Here is a 23,066-nt window from a genome sequence, read left to right on the forward strand (position 1 = left end):
CGGCCTGTCCTCGAGTGCAACGCTGGTCGAGGGGCAGGGGGCGCCCCGCACCCCGTCCCCCGCACCCGTTTCGAGGAAGTGACTCTTCATGGGCATGACGGAGCAGTCCCAGAGCAAGGTGCAGGACGCCGCGGAGAAGATGAGGCAGATACACCGCGGCAACGTGGAGCAGCGGTCGGAAGGCTCCAGCAAGAAGCGCGAGAAGTCGTCGGAGCGTTCGTGGGGGACGGGGCCGGACGACCCGCGCAACGTCCGTGAGGCGATGCAGGAGGCCGAGGACCGGTTCAAGCAGGACTACGACATCTGACGCCGACCTTCCGGTGAAGGCGCACCCGCCGCGGCGAGTGCGCCTTCACCATGTCCTGCCCGCCCCCTGTCCCCGTCTCACGACCTCGGCGGCAGCTTCGGCCGGCGCAGGTGCGGCGCGTTCGAGTAGTCCGGGGCGAGCGCGGCGGGGGACGACTTGAGCAGGTCCAGGGCGAGCCGGACCGCGTCGTCCATGTCGGTGTGGCGGCCCTCCGCCCAGTCCAGCGGCGTGCGCAGCGAATCCAGATCCGGTTCCACACCGTGGTTCTCGATCGACCAGCCGTAGGCGTCGAACCACGCGGCGTTCATCGGGACCGTGATCACCGTGCCGTCGCCCAGCCGGTGCCGGCCCGTCATGCCCACGACCCCGCCCCAGGTGCGGCTGCCGACGACAGGCCCGAGCCCGAGCAGCTTGAACGCCGCGGTGATCATGTCGCCGTCGGACGAGGTCGCCTCGTCCGCGATCGCGACGATCGGACCGCGCGGCGCGTTGGATGCGTACGAGACGGGCTGGGCGTTACGGGTCAGGTCCCAGCCGAGGATCTTGCGGGTGAGCTTCTCCACCACCAGCTCGCTGATGTGACCGCCCGCGTTGCCGCGCACGTCCACGATGAGTGCGGGCAGGGAGACCTCCAGACGCAGATCACGGTTGAACTGCGCCCAGCCGGAACCGCCCATGTCCGGGATGTGCAGGTATCCGCACTTGCCGTCGCTCAACTTCCGTACGACCTCGCGCCGTTTGGCCACCCAGTCCTGGTACCGCAGCGGGCGCTCGTCGATCAGCGGGACGACCGCCACCCGGCGGGCCCGCCCCTCGCCCTCGGCAGCGACCTCCGCGGGCAGGAAGGCCAGTTCGACGGTGGTGCCGCCCGCAGCGGACAGCATCGGATAGGGGCCGGCGACCGGGTCCACCGGGCGCCCGTCGACATGGGTGAGAACCGCGCCCTCGCGGATGCCCGTGCCTGCCAGCGGGGAACGCGCCTTGGAGTCGGACGAGTCGCCCGGCAGGATCCGCTTGACGACCCACTGGCCCTCCCGGCACACCAGGTTCGCCCCGAGCAGGCCCATCGCACGCTGGTAGTGCGGTGGGCCCTCGTTGCGCCGGGCGGGGGTGACATAGGCGTGGGAGGTGCCGAGTTCGCCCAGCACCTCGCGCAGCAGATCGGCGAACTCGTCGGGGGACGCGACCCGTTCGACCAGCGGGCGGTACTGCTCCAGTACGGCGTCCCAGTCGATCCCGCACATCCCGGGCTCCCAGAAGTACGCGCGGATCAGCCGGCCCGCCTCGGCGTACGCCTGGCGCCACTCGGCCGCCGGGTCCACCTCGTGCAGGATCCGCCGCATGTCCAGATAGACGGTCGAGTCGCCGTCGCCGGACTCCGTGGCGGGGACGGCCCGCAGTTCGCCCTCGTCGACGACCACCAGCCGGCTGCCGTCGCCGCTGACCGCGAACCAGTCGAGATGGTCGACCAGTTCGGTCTTGCGCGCCTTGGCCAGGTCGAAGTGCTCCAGCGTCGGGCGGCCCGAGGTGTCTGCCGGGTTGGCGAACGTCTCGCCCAGGGCGCCCGAGATCGGCCAGCGCAGCCACACCAGGCCGCCGCCGCTGACGGGATGCAGGGCGGAGTACTTGGAGGCCGAGACCGGGAAGGGCACCACCCGGTTCTCCAGGCCCTCGATCTCGACCATCACCGTGTGGTCGCCGGAATCCTCCAGCGGGTCGAGACCGCCCGCGGCCGGCCTGCCCTCCGGGGTGAGCGCGAAGGGGGAGGGCGTCGCGGACGACAGCGGCACCAGGTACGGGCGGCAGCCGAGCGGGAACGACAGGTCCCCGGTGTGCACGTCGTACACCGGGTCGAAGCCGCGCCAGGAGAGGAACGCGAGATAGCGGCCGTCACGGGTGAAGACCGGATTCTCGTCCTCGAAGCGGCCGTTGGTGACATCGACGATCATCCGGTCGGCGATCCGCGCCATCCTGATCCGGCGCAGCGAACGGCCGATACCGGGCTGCGACCAGGTCAGCCAGCTGCCGTCGGGGGAGAACGCGAGGTCGCGCACCGGCCCGTTGTCGGAGCGGCCCAGCTCGGTGGTCCCGCCGGTGCCCTCCTCCGCCGTATCGACGAGCAGCAGCCGCCCGTCGTGCGCGGCGACCGCGACCCGCTCCCCGTCCGGGTCCGGCTCCAGCTCCAGTACCCGGCCCAGCTCGCCCTGTGCGAGCCGCCGCGGCGCGCGGTCGCCGCTGGCCCGCGGCAGATAGGCGATCTCGATCGCGTCCTCGCCGTCCGCGTCGGTGACGTAGGCGACCTGGCCGCTGCTGCCGAGCATTGCCGGCAGCCGCGTCCGTACGCCCGGGGTGTCGGCGATCGTGCGGGCCGGGCCGTCGCGGTGGGTGAGCCAGTACAGGCTGCCGCGTACGGTGACCGCGCTCGCGCGTCCGGTCTCGTCGACCGACAGTCCGTTCACGTTGCCGGCGGCCGGGACCTGGTGGGTGCGCCGGCCGGCCCGCGGACCGCCGAGCCGTACCTCGAGCTTGCGCGGCGCCGAGTCCGCGGTCAGCTCGTCGACGATCCACAGCTCGCCCGCGCACTGGTAGACGATCCGACGGCCGTCGCTGGAGGCGTGCCGTGCGTAGAACTCGTCGTGGTCGGTGTGGCGCAGCAGATCGGTGCCGTCGGGCCGGCACGAGTACAGATTGCCGACGCCCTCGTGGTCGGAGAGGAATGCGATCCGGCCACCCTCCTCCGGTGTCCAGCGGTCGGAGCCGGGGCCGCGGATGAACATCGGGCAGTCCAGATGGCCGTCGAGGTGCGGCAGCAGCCGCTCGCCGTGCAGCCACAGTCGTCCCGTGGCACCGCCCCGGTACCGCTTCCAGGCGGCCGGCTCGTGCGGCGGCTTGCCGGTGAGCAGTAGTGTGCGCCGGGCGCAGCCGGTGCCGCCGGCCTGGGACGGGCTGTCGGCCACGTCCGTCACGGCGATGTCGGAGACCGGACCCCACGGGAGGCGGCCGCCGGGCGACCCGTCCGCGGGGATGCTGTAGGCCCAGGAGAAGTAGGAGAACGGCTGGCCGTGCGAGGAGACGGCGAGGATCTGGCCGTCCGGTGTCCAGCCGCAGACCCGGGTGTCGGTCGAACCCCAGTAGCTGAGCCGCCGCGCGGGGCCCCCGTCGACCGGCGCGAGATGGATCTCCGGATCGAGGCTGCGCCAGTTCGTGTACGCGATGTGGGTGCCGTCGGGGGAGAAGCGGGGATGGCCGACTCTGGTGCGGTCGACGGTCAGCCGCCAGGCGCGGCCCGGCCGGTGCCCCTGCGGCACGAGGGGGGCGACCCACAGGTCGTCCTCGGCCGCGAAGCACAGCAGGTCGTCGTGCAGGTGTGGGAAACGGAGATACGCGCCGTGGTCACTCACCCCCCAATGCTTTCCGCGCCGGAGGGGCGCGGCAACTTGTGGGCCCGGGTGAATTCGCGGGAGGTCCTTGGCCTGCGACGGCGTGACCGAGACCACAGCGAAACGGTTTCGTTTCGCTGGGCCGATGGACTACCTTGGAGGTGTACGAAACCGTTTCGTTCGGCAACGCTCAGGGAGGCCGATGATGACGCGCAGCCGGCTCACCCCCGAGCGTGAAGCAGAGCTGTACGAAGCAGTGCTCGACCTGTTGCGCGAGGTCGGCTACGACGCCCTCACCATGGACGCCGTGGCGAACCGCACGCGGTCCAGCAAGGCCACCCTCTACCGCCAGTGGCGGAGCAAGCCCGAGCTGGTCGCCAAGGCGCTGAGGCACAGCAAACCGGTGCAGGTGGGCGACATCGACACCGGCACGCTGCGCGGGGACTTCCACGCGATGCTCGCGCGCACGGACGACTGCCAGATGGAGAGGGACTCCACGCTGATGCGGGGTCTCGCCCAGGCGATCCACTCCAACCCCGATCTCCACGAGGCCCTGCGCGAGCTGTTGATCGACCCCGAGCTCACCGGACTCGACGTGCTGCTGCGACGGGCCGTCGACCGGGGCGAGATCAGCGCGGACAACGCGGCGATGGGATTCGTCCCGCACATGCTGGTCGGCGCCGTCGTCGCCCGGCAGCTGATCGAGGACCGGACACCCGACCGGGCCTTCCTCACCGACTATCTCGATGCCGTGGTCCTCCCCGCCCTCGGAGTCTGACACCGCCCGGAGTCCCCGCTCCGCGGTCCCCGGATCAACCAGCACGATCCGCTCCCCAGCACCACCTGACGCGCGCCGCTCTCGTCGTCGGGCCGGCTCCCCTGCCCTGTTCACCTCACACACGGGAGTAGCCCTCGTGGCCACGTTCCTCTACAAACTCGGACGGACCGCGTTCCGGCGCCGCCGTCTCGTCGCCCTGCTGTGGGTGGCCCTGCTGGCCCTCGCCGGATTCGGCGCGGCCTCGGCCCCTGTCGCCACCTCCTCGTCCTTCTCCATACCGGGCACGGAGGCCCAGAAGGCCTTCGACCTGCTGGAGGAGCGCTTCCCCGGCGGCAATGCCGACGGCGCCACCGCCCGGGTCGTCTTCAAGGCGCCCGCAGGCGAGAAGATGACCGAGGCGGGCCCCAAGGCCGAGGTCGCCAAGGCGGTCGAAGAGCTGAAGTCCGGCTCCGACCAGGTGGCTTCGGTCGCCGACCCGTACGCCGTACAGGCCGTCTCGAAGGACGGCTCGACCGCGTACGTCTCCGTCACCTACAAGGTCACCTCCATGGAGCTGACCGACGCGACGCGTGAGGCGCTGGAGGAGACCGGCACCGAGGCACGTGAGAGCGGGCTGACGGTGGAGATCGGCGGAGACGCGCTGCAGGCCGTGCCCGAGACCGGTGCCGGCGAGATCATCGGCGTGATCATCGCCGGGGTGGTGCTGGTCATCACCTTCGGATCACTGGTGGCCGCCGGACTTCCGCTTCTCACCGCGATCATCGGTGTCGGCATCGGCATCTCCACGATCACCGCCCTCGCGAGCGTGCTCGACCTCGGTTCCACCACCTCGACGCTGGCGATGATGATCGGCCTCGCGGTCGGCATCGACTACGCGCTGTTCATCGTGTCCCGTTACCGCGCCGAACTGGCCGAGGGCCGTGAGCGCGAGGAGGCGGCCGGACGGGCCGTCGGGACCGCGGGTTCGGCGGTCGTCTTCGCGGGCCTGACCGTGGTCATCGCCCTGGTCGGCCTCGCCGTCGTCAACATCCCGATGCTCAGCAAGATGGGCTTCGCCGCGGCCGGCACCGTCGTCATCGCGGTCCTCATCGCCCTCACGCTCATCCCGGCCCTCCTCGGTTTCGCGGGCGACCGCGTGCTCGGGCGCAAGGTCCGCAAGGGCAAGGAGATCTCCGACAAGCCGAACGCGGGCACCCGCTGGGCCCGCTTCGTACTGCGCCGCCCGGTCGCCGTCCTGCTCGCCGGTGTCGTCGGCCTCGGCGCCATCGCCGTGCCGGCAGCCTCGTTGGAGGTCGGCCTGCCCGACGACGGCGCGCAGCCGACCAGCACGACCCAGCGCAAGGCGTACGACCTGCTCTCCGACGGTTTCGGCCCAGGCTTCAACGGGCCGCTGATGGTCGTCGTCGACGGCGGCAAGAGCGAGGCCGACCGTACGGTCGAGGTGGTCAAGGGGCTCGAAGGCACCGTCGCCGTCATGCCGCCGACCCTCAACAAGTCGGGCGACGCCGCGATGATCACGGTCATCCCGAAGGACCGGCCCTCCTCGGTCGCGACCGAGGACCTGGTCCACGACATCCGGGACAAGAGCGGCGACGACGTGTACGTCACCGGCGCGACCGCGATGAACATCGACTTCTCGCAGAAGATGAACGACGCGCTGCTGCCGTATCTCGCGCTCGTCGTGGGTCTTGCCTTCCTGCTGCTGATGGTGGTCTTCCGGTCGGTGCTGGTCCCGCTCAAGGCGGCGCTCGGCTTCCTGCTCTCCGTCGTGGCCGCGCTCGGCGCGGTGGTGGCCGTCTTCCAATGGGGCTGGCTGGGTTCGCTGTTCGGCGTCGAGCAGACCGGCCCGATCATGTCGATGATGCCGATCTTCATGATCGGTGTGGTCTTCGGCCTCGCCATGGACTACGAGGTCTTCCTGGTCACGCGGATGCGGGAGGCGTATGTCCACGGGCAGCGGCCCGGCGAGGCGATCGTCACCGGCTTCAAGCACGGCGCACGTGTGGTGACCGCGGCGGCGGTCATCATGATCGCGGTCTTCTCCGGGTTCATCGGCTCCAGCGAGCAGATGATCAAGATGATCGGCTTCGGCCTCGCGATCGCGGTGTTCTTCGACGCCTTCGTGGTCCGCATGGCGATCGTCCCGGCGGTCCTCGCCCTGCTCGGCCGCAAGGCATGGTGGCTGCCGCGCTGGCTGGACCGTGCGCTGCCGAACGTGGACGTGGAGGGCGAGCAGCTTCACAAGGAGCTCGCCGAGAAGCCGGGTGACCCGGACGAGGACCGCGAGCTGGTCCGCGTCTGACCCCTGAGCCCCGGGAGTATCCCCGTCGGCCCGGCAGGGGCGGCGGGGCCGGTGCCGGCAGAGCGGCCCGGCACCGGAGGAGCGAACTCCCGGCAGCGCGACGGCACCGTGGGGACGGGGGCCGTCACGGACGGACGGCCGTCTCCCGCCGGGCAGGGGCCCGGCGGGAGACGGCCGTCGCGTGTACGGGGCCGGTCGCGCCTTACGCGGGTGCGGCAGGCGCGGTGGTAGGCGCGGCAGTTGCTGCGTGTGCCGCGTGTGCTGCAGGTGTGACGCCGGTGGCGGACACGGGGCCCGCATAGGTGTGGAGCAGGAAGCGCCGCAGAGTCTTCGCGTCGAACTGCACCACGGCGACCCCGTCGCTCGTGTGGAACTCCACCACCGCCTGCACCCGGCCGCACGGCCAGACCTCGACGTCGCCGCGCCGGACCGGTGCGGCGAGTCCCGTTTCGAGGAGCTCTCGGGGGAAGGTCCACTCCCTGCCGCTGGGGAACGAGAAGCACACGGCCCCCGGATCCTCGGCGGGGTCGTAGCGGAGCGAGACGCGCACGGGGCGATACTGCGGAGCGTCGGTGACGATTCGGCCTCGGGCGTGTTCCATGACGGCGGGGGACATCGGCCGGCTCCTCACACTCGTCTGCTTTGTCATCTAATGTCCCATATTTTGTGCGGAATGCCTGCTGATGCCTGCTCCGCTTTTCGCTGCACTGTTCATCTGTGACCCATGCGCTCTTGCAAGTGGTTCGCAACAGGGCCATATCATTGAACGGTTATTCACCTGTCCGAAGCGGAGCTCCCCATGCATGTCCCTGACGGATTCATCAACGCACCCGTCTCGGTGGCCGCCGGAGCCGCCGCCGCCGGTGCCGTCGCCATCAGCCTCCGCGGCGCCCGCCGTGAGCTGGGCGGCACCGCGGTCGGCATGGTGGGAAGCGAGCGCACGGCGCCTCTCGCGGGTCTCGTCGCCGCGTTCGTCTTCGCCGTCCAGATGCTCAACTTCCCGGTCGCGGCCGGCACCAGCGGGCATCTGCTCGGCGGCGCACTCGCGGCCATCCTCGTCGGTCCGTACACGGGCATCCTGTGCATAGCCGTGGTGCTGCTGATGCAGGGCATCCTCTTCGCCGACGGCGGCCTCACCGCGCTCGGCGTGAACATCACGGTCATGGGCGTCGTCACGGTCCTCGTGGCGTACGGCCTCTTCCGCGGTCTGGTGAAGATCCTGCCGCGCACCCGCCGGTCGGTGACCGTGGCGTCGTTCGTCGCCGCCCTGGTGTCGGTGCCCGCCGCGGCTGCCGCCTTCACCCTGCTCTACGCGATCGGTGGCATGACCGACGTCCCGATCGGCTCGGTCCTCACCGCGATGGTCGGCGTCCATGTGCTGATCGGCATCGGCGAGGCCGCCATCACCGCGCTGACGGTGGGCGCCGTGCTCGCTGTGCGGCCCGACCTCGTGTTCGGCGCGCGCGGCCTCTCCGCCCCGCTCAAGCTCCGTGTCGGCGGCGAACTCGTCGACGCGCCCGCCGCCGAGCCCGCCCCCGCCGCGGCCGGCTCCCCGCGCAAGCTCTGGCTGTCCGGCCTGATCACCGCGTTCGTCCTCGCCGGGTTCGTGTCCTTCTACGCCTCCGCCGATCCCGACGGGCTGGAGAAGGTCGCCGCCGACAAGGGCTTCGACAAGACCGTCGAGGAGCACGCCGCCGCCGGCTCGCCGCTCGCCGACTACGGGATCGAGGACATCAGCGACGCCCGGGTCTCAGGCGGTCTCGCCGGCGTCATCGGCGTCGGTGCCACGGTCGCCGTCGGCACCGGCGTCTTCTACGTGGTGCGCCGTCGTCGCTCCGGGGACGACCGGAGCACCGCCGAGCAGAGCTCCGCCTGACATGGGTGCGGGCCATGCTCACAAGCTCTACCGGCACGGGCACTCGCCGGTCCACGGGCTGCCCGCGCACTGCAAACTGGTGGCCGTCCTGTGCTTCGTGCTCGTCGTGGTCTCCACACCGCGCGAGGCCGTGTGGGCGTTCGCTCTGTACGCGGCGCTGCTCGGCACCGTCGCCGCGGTGGCCCGGATCCCGGCGGGCTTTCTGCTCAAGCGGCTGCTGATCGAGATCCCGTTCGTGGCCTTCGCGCTGCTGATGCCGTTCGTCGTCCCCGGAGAGCAGACCCAGGTGCTCGGCGTCTCGCTGAGTGTCCAGGGCCTGTGGGGCGCGTGGAACATCCTGGCCAAGGGCACCCTCGGCGTCGCCGCGTCGGTGCTGCTCGCCTCGACGACCGAGCTGCGTTCCGTGCTGCTCGGGCTGCAACGGCTGCGGTTGCCGTCGCTGCTGGTCCAGATCGCTTCGTTCATGATCCGCTACAGCGATGTGATCGCCGACGAGATGCGCCGGATGTCGATCGCCCGCCGCTCGCGCGGCTTCGAGGCGAGCGGGGTGCGCCACTGGGGCGTGCTGGCCAAGTCGGCGGGTGCCCTGTTCATCCGCTCCTACGAGCGCGGCGAGCGGGTGCATCTCGCGATGGTCAGCCGGGGCTACACCGGGACCATGCCGGTCCTGGACGAGGTGCGCGCCACCCCCGCCCAGTGGTCGTACGCCGCCGCACTGCCCGTGACCGCGCTCGCGGTCTGTCTGCTGGGATGGACCCTATGACCCCTTCGCTGGAAGTGCGCGGGCTCGCGTACGCCTACCCCGACGGTCACCAGGCCCTGTTCGGCGTCGATCTGACCGTCGGGCGCGGCGAGCGGGTCGCCCTGCTCGGCCCCAACGGCGCGGGCAAGACCACGCTCGTGCTGCATCTCAACGGCATCCTGGGCGGCGGGGTCGGCTCCGTCACGGTCGCCGGGCTGCCGGTCGCGAAGGCCAACCTGGCGGAGATCCGCCGGCGGGTCGGCATCGTCTTCCAGGATCCGGACGACCAGCTGTTCATGCCGACCGTCCGGGAGGACGTCGCCTTCGGGCCCGCGGCTTCGGGGCTGCGCGGCGCCGAGCTGGAGGCGCGCGCCATGGCGGCGCTCCGGCAGGTGGGCATGGAGGAGTTCGTGGACCGGCCGCCGCACCACCTCTCGTTCGGCCAGCGGCGCCGCGTCGCGGTCGCGACCGTGCTCGCCATGCAGCCGGAGATCCTCGTCCTGGACGAGCCGTCGTCCAACCTGGACCCGGCGTCCCGCCGCGAACTGGCCGACATCCTGCGCTCGTTGGACGTCACCGTCCTGATGGTGACGCACGATCTGCCGTACGCGCTGGAGCTCTGTCCGCGCTCGGTGATCCTCAGCGACGGCGTGATCGCCGCCGACGGCACCACGCAGGAGCTGTTGGGCGACGACGGGCTGATGCGGGCTCATCGTCTGGAGCTGCCCTTCGGCTTCGACCCGAAGTCCGTGACAATGGGCGCGTGAACCGCTTGAAAGAGGACCCGACCGGGTCGGCCGCCCCCTCGCTGCTGCTCGACGACCAGCTGTGCTTCGCGCTGTACGCGGCCCAGCGCGCGGTGACTGCGGCCTATCGGCCGCTCCTCGCCGAGCTGGGACTGACGTATCCGCAGTATCTGGCGATGCTCGTGCTCTGGGAGCGCGGTGAGGTACCCGTCAAGGAGCTGGGTGCCGCACTGCGGCTCGACTACGGCACGGTCTCGCCGCTGCTCAAGCGGCTGGAGTCGGCGGGGCTGGTGCGGCGCGAGCGTTCCGCCGCCGACGAGCGCTCGGTGCTGCTGGTGCTGACCGGCGAGGGCGAGGCGATGCGCGAGCGGGCCGAGCGGGTGCCGGAGAGGCTGCTGGTGAGCACGGGCCTGGAGGCCGCGGAGATCGCGCGACTGCGGGGCGAGCTGCACCGGCTGGCGGAGCGGGCCGCCGCGGCGGCGCCCGAATGACGTTCTAAACCCCCGAGTAATAAAGACGTACCCGTCTCCGATACATTGTGCGCAATGTATTTCTGTTGCTGATACGGCTTGCCGTGCCGAGACCTCGGGGACGCATCATGAGCGAGACGGTCGAAACCCTCGACACCCGCCCGACGAAGATCATGTACGTGGCGGAGGCCACCGCCCACGGCGGCCGCGACGGCTTTGTGACCAGCCATGACGGCCATATCGACCTGCGCGTCGCGATGCCGCCCGCGCTCGGGGGCGACGGCAACGGCACCAACCCGGAACAGCTCTTCGCGGCCGGCTACAGCTCCTGCTTCCACAACGCCCTCGTCCTCGTCGGCCGCCGCGCGGGCCTCGACCTGACGGCATCCACGGTCGCCGCCAAGGTGGGCATCGGGCCCAACAGGGCCCGGGGCTACGGACTCGCCGTCGCGCTCAGCGTCTCCCTCCCGCTCGTCGACCAGGAGCTCGCCTCCCGGCTCGTGACCGCCGCGCACCAGGTGTGCCCGTACTCCAACGCCACCCGCGACAACATCGACGTCTCCATCGTCCTGAGCTGACCCGGCCCCGAGCAGACGTCCGTCCTCGGCCGGCGCTCCGACAGGGGCCGCCCCGCGGACCGGGCGGTCTGGACCACGTTGCACCATGGGGGGATGGACGGCAGCGAAGGAGCAGACGTGGTGGACGTCCGGGGCACGGTGACGGACGGCTTCGAAGCGGTCCGGGACGCCTTTGTGCGCAACTTCGAGCAGCGCGGCGAGCGCGGAGCGGCCGTCGCCGTCTACCGGGACGGGCGCAAGGTCGTCGACCTGTGGGCCGGCTCCCGGGACGTCGACGGCCACGAGCCGTGGGCCGTCGACACCGCACAGGTGGTCCGCTCGGCGACCAAGGGCGTGGCCGCCGCCGTCGTCCTTCTGCTGCACCAGCGTGGACAGATCGACCTCGACGCGCCCGTGGGCACCTACTGGCCGGAGTTCAAGGCGGCCGGCAAGGAACGCGTCCTCGTACGTCACCTTCTCTCCCACCGCGCCGGACTCCCGGTGCTGGACCGGCCCCTGACCCCCGCCGAGGCCGCGGACGGCACGAGCGGCCCGGCCGCGCTCGCCGCCCAGGCCGTCGCCTGGGCGCCCGGCACCGCGCACGGCTATCACGCGCAGACCTACAGCTGGCTGCTCGGCGAACTCGTCCGCAGGGTCACCGGCCGTACCATCGGCCGCTGGGTCGCCGAGGAGGTGGCCCGCCCTCTCGGCCTCGACTTCTGGATCGGACTGCCCGCGGACGAGACCCACCGCGTCGGCACGATCGGCCCCGTACCCGAGCCCGAACCCGCCGACGGCGGCGGTCTGAAGCTGCGGCCCAAGCGTGCCGTCTCCGAGGCGTACCGGGACCCGGCGTCGCTGACCCGCCGCGCCTTCGGTGCCATCGACCCGCTGCCCGACGAGAACGACCCCGCCTTCCGCGCCGCCGAACTGCCCGCCTCCAACGGCATATCCACCGCCCGCGCCCTCGCACGCTTCTACGCCGCGACCCTCGGCGAAGTCGACGGCGGCCCGCGCCTGTTCGCGCCGGCGACTCTCACACTTGCCCGCACCGAGGAGTCCGCCGGACCCGACCGGGTGCTCGTCGTCCCCACCCGCTTCGGCCTCGGCTACATGCTGCACAGCCCCGCGTCGCCGATGCTCGGCCCCGGTTCCTTCGGCCACGCCGGCCGCGGCGGCTCCCTCGGCCTCGCCGACCCGGAGTCGGGCATCGCCCTCGGCTACGTGACGAACGGGATGCGCAAGGGAGTCACCGCCGACCCCCGTGCGCAGGCACTGATCCGCGCGATACGTTCGGCCCTGTGAACCGCTTCGAGGGGTACGCCGTACTGATCACCGGCGCGGCGCGCGGCATCGGTGCCGCGACCACCCGCCGTCTGGCCGCGGAGGGTGCCCGGGTGCTCCTCACGGACATCGACGAGGCGGCCGCGGAGCAGACCGCCGCGACGGTCCACGGAGCGGAGCCCTTCCGCTGCGACGTGGGCGACCGCGCATCGGTCGAGGCCGCCGTCGCGTATGCCGTCGAGCGCTTCGGCGCCCTCGACGTCCTGGTCAACAACGCGCTGTCGGCCGCCATCGACCCCCCGCTGCTGGAGGACCTGCCGGACGACGCCTGGGACCGGGACATCGACATCTGCCTGACCGGCGCCCTCCGGTGCGCGCGGGCGGCACTGCCCCACCTCGCCGAGGGCGGCAGGGGCGCGATCGTCAACATCGGTTCCGTCAACGCCGAGCAGTCCTTCGGCGGCCACGCCTACAGCGCGGCCAAGGCCGGTCTCGCCTCGCTCACCCGCACCCTGGCCGCCGACGCGGGCACGCGCGGCGTCCGCGTCAACCAGATCAACCCCGGCACCGTCCGCACCCGTGCCTGGGAGGGCCGCGAGGCCGAACTCGAGGCGCTGGCCGACGTCTATCCCCTCGGCAGGGTCGGCGAACCCGAGGACATCGCCGCCGCCGTGGCGTTCCTCGCCTCCCGCGACGCCGCCTGGATCACCGGCACGACGCTGCGGGTCGACGGCGGACTGCTGGCGGTCAACACCGGGTTCCGGCTGGCGGCGGAAGCGGGCGGCGGCCGGCCGTCGCCGCCGCCAGCACGAACGTGACCGTGATCAGCAGCGCCCACGCGCCGAACTTGGCCACGGCCACCGGCTGCCAACCGTCCAGTTGGTCCGGATAGCTCCAGGCCCCGGCGTATGTCGCGACGTTCTCGGCGACCCACAGGAAGAACCCGATCAGGACGAACGACAGGGCCAGCGGCATCCGGAGATCCTGCTCTCCCACCCGGAACCGCACCCAGGTCCCCGCCGTAGCGCACAGCAGCAGGACGCTCAGCGCCCAGCGGCCGTCGGGCAGCCAGTGGTGGCTGAAGAAGTTCACATAGACCGCGACCGCGAGCACCGCCATGGCCCGGGGCCGGTAGCCGGTCAGCCGCAGGTCGAACAGGTGCCAGGCCCGGCAGACGTAACTGCCCACGGCGGCATACATGAACCCGCCGTACAACGGCACGCCGCCGACCTTCGTCAGCGCGTCCTCCGGGTAACTCCACGAGCCCATCCGCACCTTGACCAGCTCGAAGAGCAGCCCGATGAGATGGCAGCAGGCGATCACGGCGGTGTCGCGGGTGCTGTCCCAGCCGACCTTGCGCGCGAGCACGGCGAGGGAGACGCCGTAGAGCAGCAACAGGTCGTAGCGGGCAACGGGCAGTTCGGGCAGCACGGCCGAGACGGCGATCCCGCCGACGAGCGCGACTGCGAAGGCACAGCAGCGTGCCTGCAGCAGGGCGAACCGGAGCAGCTGGCGTATCCCGTGCGTGATCGTTCCCATGGCGTGGAGGACGCGCACAGTGGCCGAAACGGTTCGCCCCGGCTGTCAGCCCGCCTTGAGCATCAGCCCGATCCCCAGCACCATCAGCCCCGCCGCCGCGATCCTCGGCGCCCCGAACCGCTCCTTGAACAGCACTGCCCCGATCGCCGCACCCACGATGATCGACGACTCGCGCAGTGCCGCGATCGGCGCCAGAGGCGCACGGGTCTGGGCCCACAGCACCAGGCCGTACGCGGCGATGGACATCGCCGCGCCGAGCAGCCCGCGTCCGACGTACGGCCTCAACTGGGCGACGAGGGCGCCCCGGCGGGAGTACACCGCGTAGGCCGGGATCAGGATGCCTTCGAGGATCATCAGCCAGGCGATGTAGCCGATCGGCGTACCGGACGCGCGGACACCCACGCCGTCGACCACCGTGTACGCGGCGATCGACAGCCCGGTCGCGAGCGCCGCGAGGATCGCCGCCCAGTGCGGGCGCGTACCGCTCCCCTTGATGCCCCACAGCGCGACGCCCACCAGCCCGGCCGAGGCTACGGCCACCCCCGCGAGCTGCCAGCCCCCGATCCGCTCGCCGACGAACAGGGCCGCGGCGACCGTCACCACCAGTGGCGCCGTACCGCGCGCGATCGGGTACATCTGGCCGAAGTCGCCGAGACTGAACGACCGCATCAGCAGCGCCTGGTAGCCGACGTGCAGCAGCGCGGAAACGACGAGGTACGGCCAGGCACCCGAGGCGGGCAACGGAACGAAACAGGCCATGACCGCGCCCATGACCGCGGCGCCGCCGGCGATCAGGGTGAAGGCGACGAGCTGGTCCCTGATCCCGTGCGCCAGGGCGTTCCAGCCGGCGTGTGTGACGGCCGCGGCGAGGACGGCGGCGGCGACCAGCAGCGTCACGCCGTGCGCTCGCGGACGTCCACGAGGGTGCCGCCCGCGTGGGCGATCAGCGTCTTGGGGTCGAGCGGGAAGACGGTGTGCGGGTTCCCTGCAGCCGCCCAGACCAGGTCGTGGTCGAGCAGGGCGCGGTCCGCGAGCACACGGGTGCGGGTGCGGTGGCCGAACGGCGGTACGCCGCCGATCGCGTACCCGGTCGTCTCCCGCACGATGTCCGCGCCCGCGCGGACCACGGACTCGGCGCCGAGCTCCTGCCGCACCCGCTCCAGGTCCACCCGGGACGAGCCGTCCATCAGCACCAGCACCGGCGCGCCGTCCGCCTCGAAGATCAGCGACTTGACGATCTCGCTCACGTCGCAGCCGATCGCCTCGGCCGCCTGCGCCGCGGTGCGGGTGGCGTCCGGGAAGCGGCGTACGGGGACGTCGAGCCCGAGCTCGCGCAGAGCCTCGGCGAATCGGGGGTGGGCCTCGGCGGAGGGTTGAGTGCTCATGGCCCGCACGCTAGCGGTAGCTGTACGGGCCATGCGACTCCGTTTCGGCCTGTGGGCGTCAGCGGGCGTTCAGCACCTGGGCGACCACCGGACCGGCCGCTGCGCCGCCGTGCCCGCCCGCGTCCACGACCGCGGCGGCGGCGAGGTCGTCCGCGTAGCCGGTGAACCAGGCGTTGGAGTCGCCCTGGCCGTCGACCTCGGCGGAGCCGGTCTTGGCACCCTTGTTCCCGCCGACCGGGGCCATGGCGCCGGCGGCCGTGCCTTCGCCCATGGCGGCGGCGTTCATCAACTGGCGCAGAGTCCCCGCCATCGAGCCGGGAAGCGGCGTGGCGGTGGCCAGTTGGCGGCCGTCCAGGTCCTGCGGCACGATCACCGGCTGGTGGAAGGCGCCGCCCTTCACGGTCGCGGCGATGGAGGCGACATTGAGGGCGTTCATCTGGATCCTGCCCTGGCCGATGTAGGAGGCGGCGGTCTCGGCCCCCGTCGACGCGGGCACGCTTCCGTCGAACGTCGCGATCCCCGTCTCCCAGGTCTCCCCGATGCCGAAGTACTTGCGAGCGGTGTCGCCCAGGGCCGTGCCCGCGTCGGCGCCGAGCGGCTTGACGGGCTTGATGAAGGTGGTGTTGCAGGACCTGGCGAACGCCCGCTGGAGCGTGGTGTTGCCGAGCGAGAAGTCCTCGAGGTTGTGGAACTTGCGCTCCCAGTCGACCGTCGCCGGGCACTCGACGGATGAACCCGGCCCGTTCACCAGCCCCTTGTCCAGCATCATCGCCGCGGTCACGATCTTCATCGTGGAGCCGGGGGCCTGGGCGCCCTGGAGCGCGGTGTTGAAGCCTGTCGCCGGGTTGTTGGCGACGGCCCGGATCCGGCCGCTGCTCGCCTCGACCGCGACGACCGACGCCTTGCTGTACTTCTTCACGGCCTTCTCGGCGGCCGCCTGCACACCCGCGTCCAGATAGGTCCGGAGCGTGCCCTCCTTGCCCTTGGAGAGCGTGAGCAGGGTCTTGTCCGGCACGTTCTCGTCGGTCGAGGTGATCGCCAGCTCGATGCCGGGTGTGCCGCCGGCCTTGTCGCCGTACTTCTCGCGCAGCCCGTCGAGGACAGGCCCGAGCGAGGGGTACTTCTCCGCCGTCAGCTCCAGGCCGTCCTTGTCGACCGCCCTGATCGGCGGTGCGGCGGCCTCGCCCGTGACGAGCGAGGCCCCCTTGATGAGATCCGGATGCACCACGGACGGCTGCCAGTCCACGAGCGCCTTGCCGGTGGTGAGCCCGCGCACCACGGTCAGCTCCGAGGAGTACGACCAGGGCTTGGACGTGCCCTCGAACTCCACCGTCGCCTCGACCGTGAACGGCACCTTCGCCCCGACCGCAGCCCCCGGCTCGATCACGGCCTTGGTGACATGGGCGTCATCGCCGTAACCGGTGAGCAACGGCCCCGCTTCGGCGGCGTTGTTGGTCAGCTCTGCGGCTCCGGGACCGTCCCCCGCGGCCCAGGCGGCGAGGAAGTCCTTCGCCGTCTTCTCGATCTCGTCCGCGTCGGGCGGCCCGGTCCTCTTGGGCGCGGACCGGGTGGACACCCCGTCGCCGCCGCCACCGGCCAGCCCGTTGTACAGGTTCCAGCCTCCGTACCCGACACCCGTCGCCACGACGGCGAACACGCCGCCGACGACGGCGACCTTCACACCACTGCGCATGACCGCAGTCCCCTCCCCGGAGTGCATCCTGAACGTGTTCAAGAATGCGAGTAAGGAGCACTTTACGGGACGGGGGTGACGCGTGCGGTTGTTGTTATGCGACCGCGACGAAGGCCCCGGCTCCTGGAGCCAGGGGTCCGGCCACGTCCGGTTGCGCCATTCGTCCATCGGGATCGGGGTGCCCGAGGTGAGCCGGGAGGTCGCATCTCACCTCAGTGGCTCATCACCCGTTGCACCGCCTCGCACCGCCAGGTGGGGTGGGATTCATGCAGCCAGAGCCTTCCTCCTCGGACGACCGGAACGTGCCGCCGCTCGAGCGGTCCCACTGGGTGGCGTTCGCCGGCATCCTCCTGATGCTCAGCGGCCTGTTCGACATCATCAACGGCTTCGTGGCCCTGCTGGACAAGGGCTACTACGAGACGACCGCTGATCACGGCAACCGCCTGCTCATCTTCAACTACGCCTTCTGGGGCTGGGTGTGGATCATCATCGGGATCGCACAGGTCCTGGCCGCCCTGGGCCTGTTCGTGGGGTCGAGGGGCGCGCGGATCACCGGCATCGTGCTGGCGGCCGCCTGCATGGTCGGCCAGCTGATGTTCCTCTCCGCCTTCCCCCTGTGGTCGGTGATCACCATGGCCTTGTCCGTGCTGGTCATCTACGGACTGCTCGCCGTGCCGCGGCATGTCCCTGGCGAGCGGGTCTGACCAGGAGGCGAAGGCGCGGCGGTGAACGTGCCGGATCCTGGCGGATCCTCGCATCATGGGAGCGCCGCCCGCGGGCGGGACGACCGCCCACCACCATCAACGACCGGGACGGGCCCGGCACCCACCGGTGCCGGGCCCGTCGGCGTCGCAGCCGGCCCCAGGTGTCCAGCCACATCCGGACCGCGGGCCAGCCGCCCCACGCGCAACCGACGCCCCCGCGCACGCGTCGCACAGCACATGGAACGCGAATGGCTCTTCTCGCTCATCCCGCTGACGATCGGCGCGGCCTTCCTCGGCTTCGGCGTGTACGGGCTCCGCCGCGCCGGCGCGCTGCGCCGCACAGGTGTCACCGCAGAGGCTCGGATCGTCCGACACGCTGTCAGGCGGAACGACGAAGGCGCCACGTTCTACCACCCGGTCGCAGCCTGGACGACCCGGGACGGCCGCGAGTGCGAGTACTCGTCCAGGTTCGGCCGCGGTGTCGTAGGAGGCGACTTCGGCGTGGGGACCTTTGCCACGGTCCAATACGATCCGGAAGACCCCCGCCGGTTTGCGATCCAGGGCTGGGACGTAGCGACGGTCGACCGGCTGTTCACCGTGTTGGGGGCGGTGTTCACGGCGGGCACCCTGGCGGTGTTGCTCGTCCGCCTGCTCACTCTCTGACCGCACCCGAGTCTCATTTCCGGGGGCTACTCGTAGATCAGGACACCGCCGAACCCGGGCCGCTGGGCCGTCCGGGGGCCGTCTGGGGCCGTCGAGGGACGTCCCCCGACAACCCGTGACCGCCACCGACGACCACGGCGGGCCCGGCGCCCACCGGTGCCGGGCCCGTCGTCGTCACCGCTACACCCAGGTGTCCAGCCACATCCGGTTGCGCCACTCGTCCATCGGGATCGTCTGGCCGGTGTAGATCGGATAGAAGTAGATGAAGTTCCACACGATCAGCAGGACCAGCACGCCGGCGCCGATCGCGCCCACCGCACGGCGGCGTTCGTCCGAGCCCGGCGGGCCCAGCATCGCGCCGATCATCATCGCCACCGCCAGGCACAGGAACGGCACGAACACGACCGCGTAGAACAGGAAGATCGTGCGCTCCTGGTACAGCAGCCAGGGTGCCCAGCCCGCGAGGAACGCGCACAGGATCGCGCCCGCCCGCCAGTCGCGGCGGAAGAACCAGCGCCACAGGACGTAGCAGATCGCGAAGCACGCCGCCCACCACAGCAGGGGCGTGCCCAGCGCCAGGACCTCGCTCGCGCACTTGTCGGCCGTACCCTCCGGGCAGCCGCCGCGGCCCGCCGACGGGTCCTCGTAGTAGTACGAGACCGGGCGTCCGAGCACCAGCCAGCTCCACGGATTCGACTGGTACGTGTGGCCCGACGTCAGGCCGATGTGGAACTCGTAGACCTGGGTCTCGTAGTGCCAGAAGCTGCGCCACCAGTCCGGGAAGAGCCAGCCCCAACTGCTCTCCTTGCCGGCACCCGTGCTCGCCCAGTTCCGGTAGTACCCCTTGTCGGTGGCCAGCCAACCGCTCCACGAGATCATGTAGGTGACCAGCGCGACCGGGACCGTCGAGAAGAACGCCGGCACCAGGTCCTTGCGGATCACCGCCGCGTACGGCCGTACCGCGCCCGCGGTGCGGCGCGCGCCCACGTCCCACAGCACGCTCATCACACAGAACGCGGCCATCACATACAGGCCGTTCCACTTCGTGCCCGCCGCCAGGCCCAGCATCACACCGGCCACGAGCCGCCACGGCCGCCATCCGAAACGCAGGGTCTCGGCGGTCGTCATGTCCGGGCGCAGCACGCCGTCCTCGTCCACGGGCAGCGCCGCCGCGAGCCGGGCGCGGGTCCTGTCCCGGTCCAGGAGCAGCGCGCCGAACGCCGCGAGCACGAAGAACATCAGCACAAGGTCGAGCAGCGCGGTGCGGCTCATCACGAAATGCAGCCCGTCGACAGCGAGCAGCAGTCCCGCAAGGCAGCCGAGGAACGTCGAACGGAACAGCCGCCGCCCGATCCGGCAGAGCATCAGCACCGAGAGCGTGCCGAGGACGGCAACCATGAACCGCCAGCCGAAGGGCGTGAAGTCGAACATCTTCTCGCCGAGGCCGATGATCCACTTCCCGACCGGCGGATGCACCACATAGCCGGGATCGGCGGGGATCTGTACGGACGAGCCGTTCTCGAGGATCGTCTTGTCGATCTCCTTGGGCCAGCTCGCCTCGTACCCCCGGTTGATGAGCGCCCAGGCGTCCTTGGCGTAGTACGTCTCATCGAATATCACCGCATGCGGCTTGCCGAGGTTCCAGAACCGCAGCACACCGGCGACGAGGGCGACGAGGATCGGCCCGCCCCATGCCGCGATCGTCAGGAGCGCGTCCGCATCGACACGCCGCCGGATGCCGAGCACCGGCCACAGCCGGTCGGAAGGGCGGGTGTACGGCGGCACCAGGCGTTCGCGCAGGCCGATCACGGGCCGGGGCGTATAGCCGAATCGGCGCAGTCGCTGCTGCCAGCCGGGCGGCGGCTGGCCTGCGTCCTTGCCCTCGATGGTCTGCGGCGCGGTACTGGTCACGGCGCCATCGTAGGGAACACGGCTGTGCGAGTGGTGCCTCCCGTCCTGGGAGGATGGCTTTGTGACTGGAACGCTGGTACTCGCAGGGACCCCCATCGGTGATGTCGCGGACGCGCCGCCCCGGCTCGCCGCCGAACTGGCGGGCGCCGACATCGTCGCCGCCGAGGACACCCGGCGGCTGCGCCGGCTGACCCAGGCCCTCGGTGTGCACACGACGGGGCGCGTCGTCTCCTACTTCGAGGGCAACGAGACCGCCCGCACTCCCGAACTGGTCGAGGCCCTCGCGGGCGGCGCACGGGTGCTGCTGGTCACCGACGCGGGCATGCCCTCGGTCTCCGACCCCGGCTACCGTCTCGTCGCCGCTGCGGTCGAGCAGGACATCAAGGTCACCGCCGTGCCCGGCCCGTCCGCCGTGCTGACCGCGCTCGCCCTGTCCGGCCTGCCCGTCGACCGCTTCTGCTTCGAGGGCTTCCTGCCGCGCAAGGCCGGCGAACGGCTCGGCCGGCTGCGCGAGGTCGAGGGCGAGCGCCGCACCCTCGTCTACTTCGAGGCCCCGCACCGGCTCGACGACACGCTCGCCGCGATGGCGGAGGTCTTCGGCGTGGACCGGCGCGCCGCCGTCTGCCGCGAGCTGACGAAGACCTACGAGGAGGTCAAGCGCGGCGGGCTCGGCGAGCTGGCCGCCTGGGCGGCCGACGGTGTCCGCGGCGAGATCACCGTCGTCGTGGAGGGCGCCCCCGAGACCGGGCCCGCCGAACTGGATGCCGGCGAGCTGGTGCGCAGGGTGCAGGTGCGCGAGGAGGCGGGGGAGCGACGCAAGGAGGCGATCGCGGCCGTGGCCGCCGAGGCGGGACTGCCCAAACGGGAGGTCTTCGATGCGGTCGTCGCGGCAAAGAATGCGGCGAGAACGGCACCGTGAGACGGTAAAGGACTATCGTAAAAGGCAAAGCGGAGACCGTGCAGCGGTCCTCTCGGCAAGGGGAAGCCAAAGAGCATTCCATTGTTCGACCGGCGCTGATGCGCTCCAGCCGGAAAAGGCGTCCACTGGACCAGTGGAAAGGAGCTGGCATGAGTGAGACCACCGGCACCGCCGTCGGCCACGAGGAATACTCCTTCGCCTGCATGTACTGCGGGCACGGCTGGGAGCAGTCGTACGACATCGAGCACCACACCGACGGTGAGGGCCAGGGATACGTCGTCTACAAGACCGACGGCGCGCGGGTGCCTTCCCCGCTCAAGGACCCGACCTGTGTGAACTGCGGTAGGCACCGCGTCCGGATCATGCGGGCGGGACGGGTCTCCTCGGTCAGGGACATGATGGCGCAGATGTACGGCCAGCCGTCGACACCGTCCGCAGCGGCCGCCGGCCTGCCCACCGCGGTACCGGAACCCGCCGAGATCGCCGCAGGGAACACCCCCGCGAAGGCCGAGCCCCCCGGCCCGGTCAAGGAACACCACTGGCAGCTCTCCGATCTCCTGCACCCCTTCCACCACCGCAAGTGAGGACCCGGGCGCGCGCCTCGTAGGATCGCGCGCATGAGCTCGAAGTCCGCACCTCCGCCACTGCCCGAACCGCTCGGGGTGGCGGTCGCCGATTCGCACACCCACCTGGACATGCAGGACGGCACCGTCGAGGAGGCCCTCGCCAGGGCCGCCGCGGTCGGTGTGACGACCGTGATCCAGGTGGGCTGCGACATCAAGGGATCCCGCTGGGCCGCGGAGACTGCGGCCGCGCACCGTGACGTGCACGCGGCGGTCGCCCTGCACCCCAACGAGGCGCCGCGGATCGTGCTCGGGGACCCCGACGGCTGGTCGCGCCAGGGGGCGCGGGAAGCCGGCGGTGACGCCGCTCTCGACGACGCGCTCACCGAGATCGACCGGCTCGCCGCCCTCGACGAGGTGAAGGCCGTCGGAGAAACGGGCCTCGACCGTTTCCGTACCGGCCCCGAGGGGATGGCCGCCCAGGAACGGTCGTTCCGCGCCCATATCGAGATCGCGAAACGGCACGACAAGGCGCTCGTCATCCACGACCGGGACGCGCACGCGGATGTGCTGCGCATTCTCGCGGAGGAGGGTGCACCCGAGCGCACCGTTTTCCACTGTTATTCGGGTGACGCGGAAATGGCCGAGGTGTGCGCCGCGGCCGGCTATTTCCTGTCGTTCGCAGGGAACGTGACCTTCAAGAACGCGCAGCCGCTGCGTGACGCCCTCGCCGTGGCCCCCGCGGAACTGGTGCTCGTCGAGACGGACGCGCCGTTCCTCACCCCGGCGCCGTACCGCGGACGGCCCAACGCGCCGTACCTGATTCCGGTCACTCTGCGGGCCATGGCCGCGGTGAAGGGCCTCCACGAGGACACCCTGGCCGCCGCGATCGCCGCAAATACCGCGCGCGCATTCGGCTACTGACCGGATCGGGCGGACCCGCCCACGTCGACGACACAGAGTGTCCGTTTCGCTTTGGAGAGTGACGAACGCTCCGCTACTGTCCGGTGCCACTTGGCCGCCGGATCTTACGGAGCGTCGTGAGCAATGCGCAGGGCAGTCACCGTGCCGCACGCGGCGGCCGAGGCATGTTCCGCACCGCGGCAGCGCCCGAACGGACGACGGGCGGCGGACCGGCGGCCGGCGGACCCTCCGGGCGCCGCTCCGAAGGCGCCTTCGCGGACGACGGAGCCGTACCGGCGCCACCTGCCGGATACGGCCGGGACACCCGGACAGACCCGTACGCC

22 protein-coding genes are annotated in these 23,066 nt (G+C 71.2%); 15 read left to right on the top strand and 7 right to left on the bottom strand.

Annotation, left to right across the window (positions count from 1 at the left end; all coding sequences use genetic code 11):
• Positions 1-94: 94 nt before the first annotated feature.
• Positions 95-307 (top strand): hypothetical protein, encoded by a 213-nt coding sequence (locus AC067Z_RS04205; protein ID WP_478787877.1) that lies wholly within the window; start codon positions 95-97, stop codon positions 305-307.
• Positions 308-384: 77 nt separating this feature from the next.
• Here AC067Z_RS04205 and AC067Z_RS04210 read toward each other — a convergent pair whose 3' ends face one another.
• Entirely contained in the window at positions 385-3,708 is a 3,324-nt protein-coding gene (locus tag AC067Z_RS04210) for a S41 family peptidase (protein ID WP_478787878.1), read from the bottom strand.
• Between the two features lie 184 nt (positions 3,709-3,892).
• On the opposite strand from AC067Z_RS04210, the gene AC067Z_RS04215 reads away from it, so the two are divergent.
• Together AC067Z_RS04215 and AC067Z_RS04220 are read left to right on the top strand one after the other, a co-directional pair.
• Positions 3,893-4,465, top strand: coding sequence for a TetR/AcrR family transcriptional regulator (locus AC067Z_RS04215; RefSeq protein WP_478788054.1), 573 nt, complete (start codon positions 3,893-3,895; stop codon positions 4,463-4,465).
• Positions 4,466-4,601: 136 nt separating this feature from the next.
• The gene (locus AC067Z_RS04220) at positions 4,602-6,767 is read left to right on the top strand and encodes an MMPL family transporter (RefSeq protein ID WP_478787879.1); all 2,166 of its coding nucleotides are present in this window, start codon (positions 4,602-4,604) and stop codon (positions 6,765-6,767) included.
• A 202-nt stretch (positions 6,768-6,969) separates the two neighbouring features.
• Here the strand turns inward: AC067Z_RS04220 and AC067Z_RS04225 are convergent, their stop codons facing one another.
• A complete protein-coding gene (locus AC067Z_RS04225; protein WP_478787880.1) occupies positions 6,970-7,383 on the bottom strand; it encodes an SsgA family sporulation/cell division regulator in 414 nt (137 codons plus the stop codon).
• Positions 7,384-7,566: 183 nt separating this feature from the next.
• Between AC067Z_RS04225 and AC067Z_RS04230 the strand changes: the two genes are divergently transcribed.
• The 7 genes from AC067Z_RS04230 (at position 7,567) to AC067Z_RS04260 (ending at position 13,260) form a co-directional block, all read left to right on the top strand.
• Positions 7,567-8,643: an energy-coupling factor ABC transporter permease gene (locus AC067Z_RS04230; RefSeq protein WP_478787881.1), complete on the top strand. Its 1,077-nt coding sequence runs from the start codon at positions 7,567-7,569 to the stop codon at positions 8,641-8,643.
• 1 nt (position 8,644) lies between these two features.
• Positions 8,645-9,406, top strand: a complete 762-nt coding sequence (gene cbiQ, locus AC067Z_RS04235) for a cobalt ECF transporter T component CbiQ (protein ID WP_478787882.1) — start codon at positions 8,645-8,647, stop codon at positions 9,404-9,406.
• Complete coding sequence (locus AC067Z_RS04240; protein ID WP_478787883.1) at positions 9,403-10,152, top strand: energy-coupling factor ABC transporter ATP-binding protein; 750 nt, start codon at positions 9,403-9,405, stop codon at positions 10,150-10,152. Before cbiQ ends, AC067Z_RS04240 begins: the two co-directional genes overlap by 4 nt.
• Positions 10,149-10,622 carry a MarR family winged helix-turn-helix transcriptional regulator gene (locus tag AC067Z_RS04245; RefSeq protein ID WP_478787884.1) on the top strand — a complete coding sequence of 158 codons (474 nt, stop codon included), beginning with the start codon at positions 10,149-10,151 and terminating at the stop codon, positions 10,620-10,622. The genes AC067Z_RS04240 and AC067Z_RS04245 overlap by 4 nt, the downstream gene beginning before the upstream one ends.
• Positions 10,623-10,729: 107 nt before the next feature.
• Positions 10,730-11,179, top strand: coding sequence for an organic hydroperoxide resistance protein (locus AC067Z_RS04250; protein WP_478787885.1), 450 nt, complete (start codon positions 10,730-10,732; stop codon positions 11,177-11,179).
• Positions 11,180-11,272: 93 nt separating this feature from the next.
• Positions 11,273-12,463, top strand: coding sequence for a serine hydrolase domain-containing protein (locus tag AC067Z_RS04255; protein ID WP_478787886.1), 1,191 nt, complete (start codon positions 11,273-11,275; stop codon positions 12,461-12,463).
• On the top strand, positions 12,460-13,260 hold the full coding sequence (locus AC067Z_RS04260; RefSeq protein ID WP_478787887.1) for an SDR family NAD(P)-dependent oxidoreductase: 801 nt from the start codon (positions 12,460-12,462) through the stop codon (positions 13,258-13,260). Before AC067Z_RS04255 ends, AC067Z_RS04260 begins: the two co-directional genes overlap by 4 nt.
• Here the strand turns inward: AC067Z_RS04260 and AC067Z_RS04265 are convergent.
• From AC067Z_RS04265 to AC067Z_RS04280, 4 genes are read right to left on the bottom strand one after another with little or no spacing between them, the layout of a single operon-like run.
• Positions 13,190-13,981 (bottom strand): DUF817 domain-containing protein, encoded by a 792-nt coding sequence (locus AC067Z_RS04265; RefSeq protein ID WP_478787888.1) that lies wholly within the window; start codon positions 13,979-13,981, stop codon positions 13,190-13,192. The two genes, AC067Z_RS04260 and AC067Z_RS04265, sit on opposite strands and share 71 nt — an antisense overlap.
• Positions 13,982-14,026: 45 nt before the next feature.
• The gene (locus tag AC067Z_RS04270) at positions 14,027-14,878 is read right to left on the bottom strand and encodes an EamA family transporter (RefSeq protein ID WP_478787889.1); all 852 of its coding nucleotides are present in this window, start codon (positions 14,876-14,878) and stop codon (positions 14,027-14,029) included.
• On the bottom strand, positions 14,875-15,366 hold the full coding sequence (locus AC067Z_RS04275; RefSeq protein ID WP_478787890.1) for a YbaK/EbsC family protein: 492 nt from the start codon (positions 15,364-15,366) through the stop codon (positions 14,875-14,877). The genes AC067Z_RS04270 and AC067Z_RS04275 overlap by 4 nt, the downstream gene beginning before the upstream one ends.
• 58 nt (positions 15,367-15,424) lie before the next feature.
• Positions 15,425-17,059, bottom strand: a complete 1,635-nt coding sequence (locus AC067Z_RS04280) for a penicillin-binding transpeptidase domain-containing protein (protein WP_478787891.1) — start codon at positions 17,057-17,059, stop codon at positions 15,425-15,427.
• Between the two features lie 266 nt (positions 17,060-17,325).
• On the opposite strand from AC067Z_RS04280, the gene AC067Z_RS04285 reads away from it, so the two are divergent.
• Both AC067Z_RS04285 and AC067Z_RS04290 read left to right on the top strand, forming a co-directional pair.
• The gene (locus AC067Z_RS04285; RefSeq protein ID WP_478787892.1) at positions 17,326-17,763 is read left to right on the top strand and encodes a DUF7144 family membrane protein; all 438 of its coding nucleotides are present in this window, start codon (positions 17,326-17,328) and stop codon (positions 17,761-17,763) included.
• A gap of 237 nt (positions 17,764-18,000) precedes the next feature.
• A complete protein-coding gene (locus AC067Z_RS04290; protein ID WP_478787893.1) occupies positions 18,001-18,426 on the top strand; it encodes a DUF3592 domain-containing protein in 426 nt (141 codons plus the stop codon).
• Between the two features lie 180 nt (positions 18,427-18,606).
• Here the strand turns inward: AC067Z_RS04290 and AC067Z_RS04295 are convergent, their stop codons facing one another.
• Positions 18,607-20,337 carry a dolichyl-phosphate-mannose--protein mannosyltransferase gene (locus AC067Z_RS04295; protein WP_478787894.1) on the bottom strand — a complete coding sequence of 577 codons (1,731 nt, stop codon included), beginning with the start codon at positions 20,335-20,337 and terminating at the stop codon, positions 18,607-18,609.
• Positions 20,338-20,398: 61 nt separating this feature from the next.
• Here AC067Z_RS04295 and rsmI point away from each other — a divergent pair, with 61 nt between their 5' ends.
• From rsmI to AC067Z_RS04310, 3 genes are all read left to right on the top strand, one after another.
• The gene (rsmI, locus tag AC067Z_RS04300; protein ID WP_478787895.1) at positions 20,399-21,256 is read left to right on the top strand and encodes a 16S rRNA (cytidine(1402)-2'-O)-methyltransferase; all 858 of its coding nucleotides are present in this window, start codon (positions 20,399-20,401) and stop codon (positions 21,254-21,256) included.
• Between the two features lie 149 nt (positions 21,257-21,405).
• Positions 21,406-21,840, top strand: coding sequence for a hypothetical protein (locus tag AC067Z_RS04305; protein ID WP_478787896.1), 435 nt, complete (start codon positions 21,406-21,408; stop codon positions 21,838-21,840).
• A 33-nt stretch (positions 21,841-21,873) separates the two neighbouring features.
• On the top strand, positions 21,874-22,743 hold the full coding sequence (locus AC067Z_RS04310) for a TatD family hydrolase (RefSeq protein WP_478787897.1): 870 nt from the start codon (positions 21,874-21,876) through the stop codon (positions 22,741-22,743).
• Positions 22,744-23,066: the final 323 nt, after the last annotated feature.

The sequence above is a fragment of the Streptomyces sp. NPDC043812 genome, from assembly GCF_056436245.1.

Coding starts and splice junctions, on each gene's coding strand:
- AC067Z_RS04255 (WP_478787886.1), top strand. CDS start 11,273: ATGGACGGCAGCGAAGGAGCAGACGTGGTGGACGTCCGGGGCACGGTG.
- AC067Z_RS04230 (WP_478787881.1), top strand. CDS start 7,567: ATGCATGTCCCTGACGGATTCATCAACGCACCCGTCTCGGTGGCCGCC.
- AC067Z_RS04240 (WP_478787883.1), top strand. CDS start 9,403: ATGACCCCTTCGCTGGAAGTGCGCGGGCTCGCGTACGCCTACCCCGAC.
- cbiQ (WP_478787882.1), top strand. CDS start 8,645: ATGGGTGCGGGCCATGCTCACAAGCTCTACCGGCACGGGCACTCGCCG.
- AC067Z_RS04280 (WP_478787891.1), bottom strand. CDS start 17,059: ATGCGCAGTGGTGTGAAGGTCGCCGTCGTCGGCGGCGTGTTCGCCGTC.
- AC067Z_RS04215 (WP_478788054.1), top strand. CDS start 3,893: ATGACGCGCAGCCGGCTCACCCCCGAGCGTGAAGCAGAGCTGTACGAA.
- AC067Z_RS04205 (WP_478787877.1), top strand. CDS start 95: ATGACGGAGCAGTCCCAGAGCAAGGTGCAGGACGCCGCGGAGAAGATG.
- AC067Z_RS04285 (WP_478787892.1), top strand. CDS start 17,326: ATGCAGCCAGAGCCTTCCTCCTCGGACGACCGGAACGTGCCGCCGCTC.
- AC067Z_RS04275 (WP_478787890.1), bottom strand. CDS start 15,366: ATGAGCACTCAACCCTCCGCCGAGGCCCACCCCCGATTCGCCGAGGCT.
- AC067Z_RS04310 (WP_478787897.1), top strand. CDS start 21,874: ATGAGCTCGAAGTCCGCACCTCCGCCACTGCCCGAACCGCTCGGGGTG.
- AC067Z_RS04225 (WP_478787880.1), bottom strand. CDS start 7,383: ATGTCCCCCGCCGTCATGGAACACGCCCGAGGCCGAATCGTCACCGAC.
- AC067Z_RS04290 (WP_478787893.1), top strand. CDS start 18,001: ATGGAACGCGAATGGCTCTTCTCGCTCATCCCGCTGACGATCGGCGCG.
- AC067Z_RS04265 (WP_478787888.1), bottom strand. CDS start 13,981: ATGGGAACGATCACGCACGGGATACGCCAGCTGCTCCGGTTCGCCCTG.
- AC067Z_RS04305 (WP_478787896.1), top strand. CDS start 21,406: ATGAGTGAGACCACCGGCACCGCCGTCGGCCACGAGGAATACTCCTTC.
- AC067Z_RS04250 (WP_478787885.1), top strand. CDS start 10,730: ATGAGCGAGACGGTCGAAACCCTCGACACCCGCCCGACGAAGATCATG.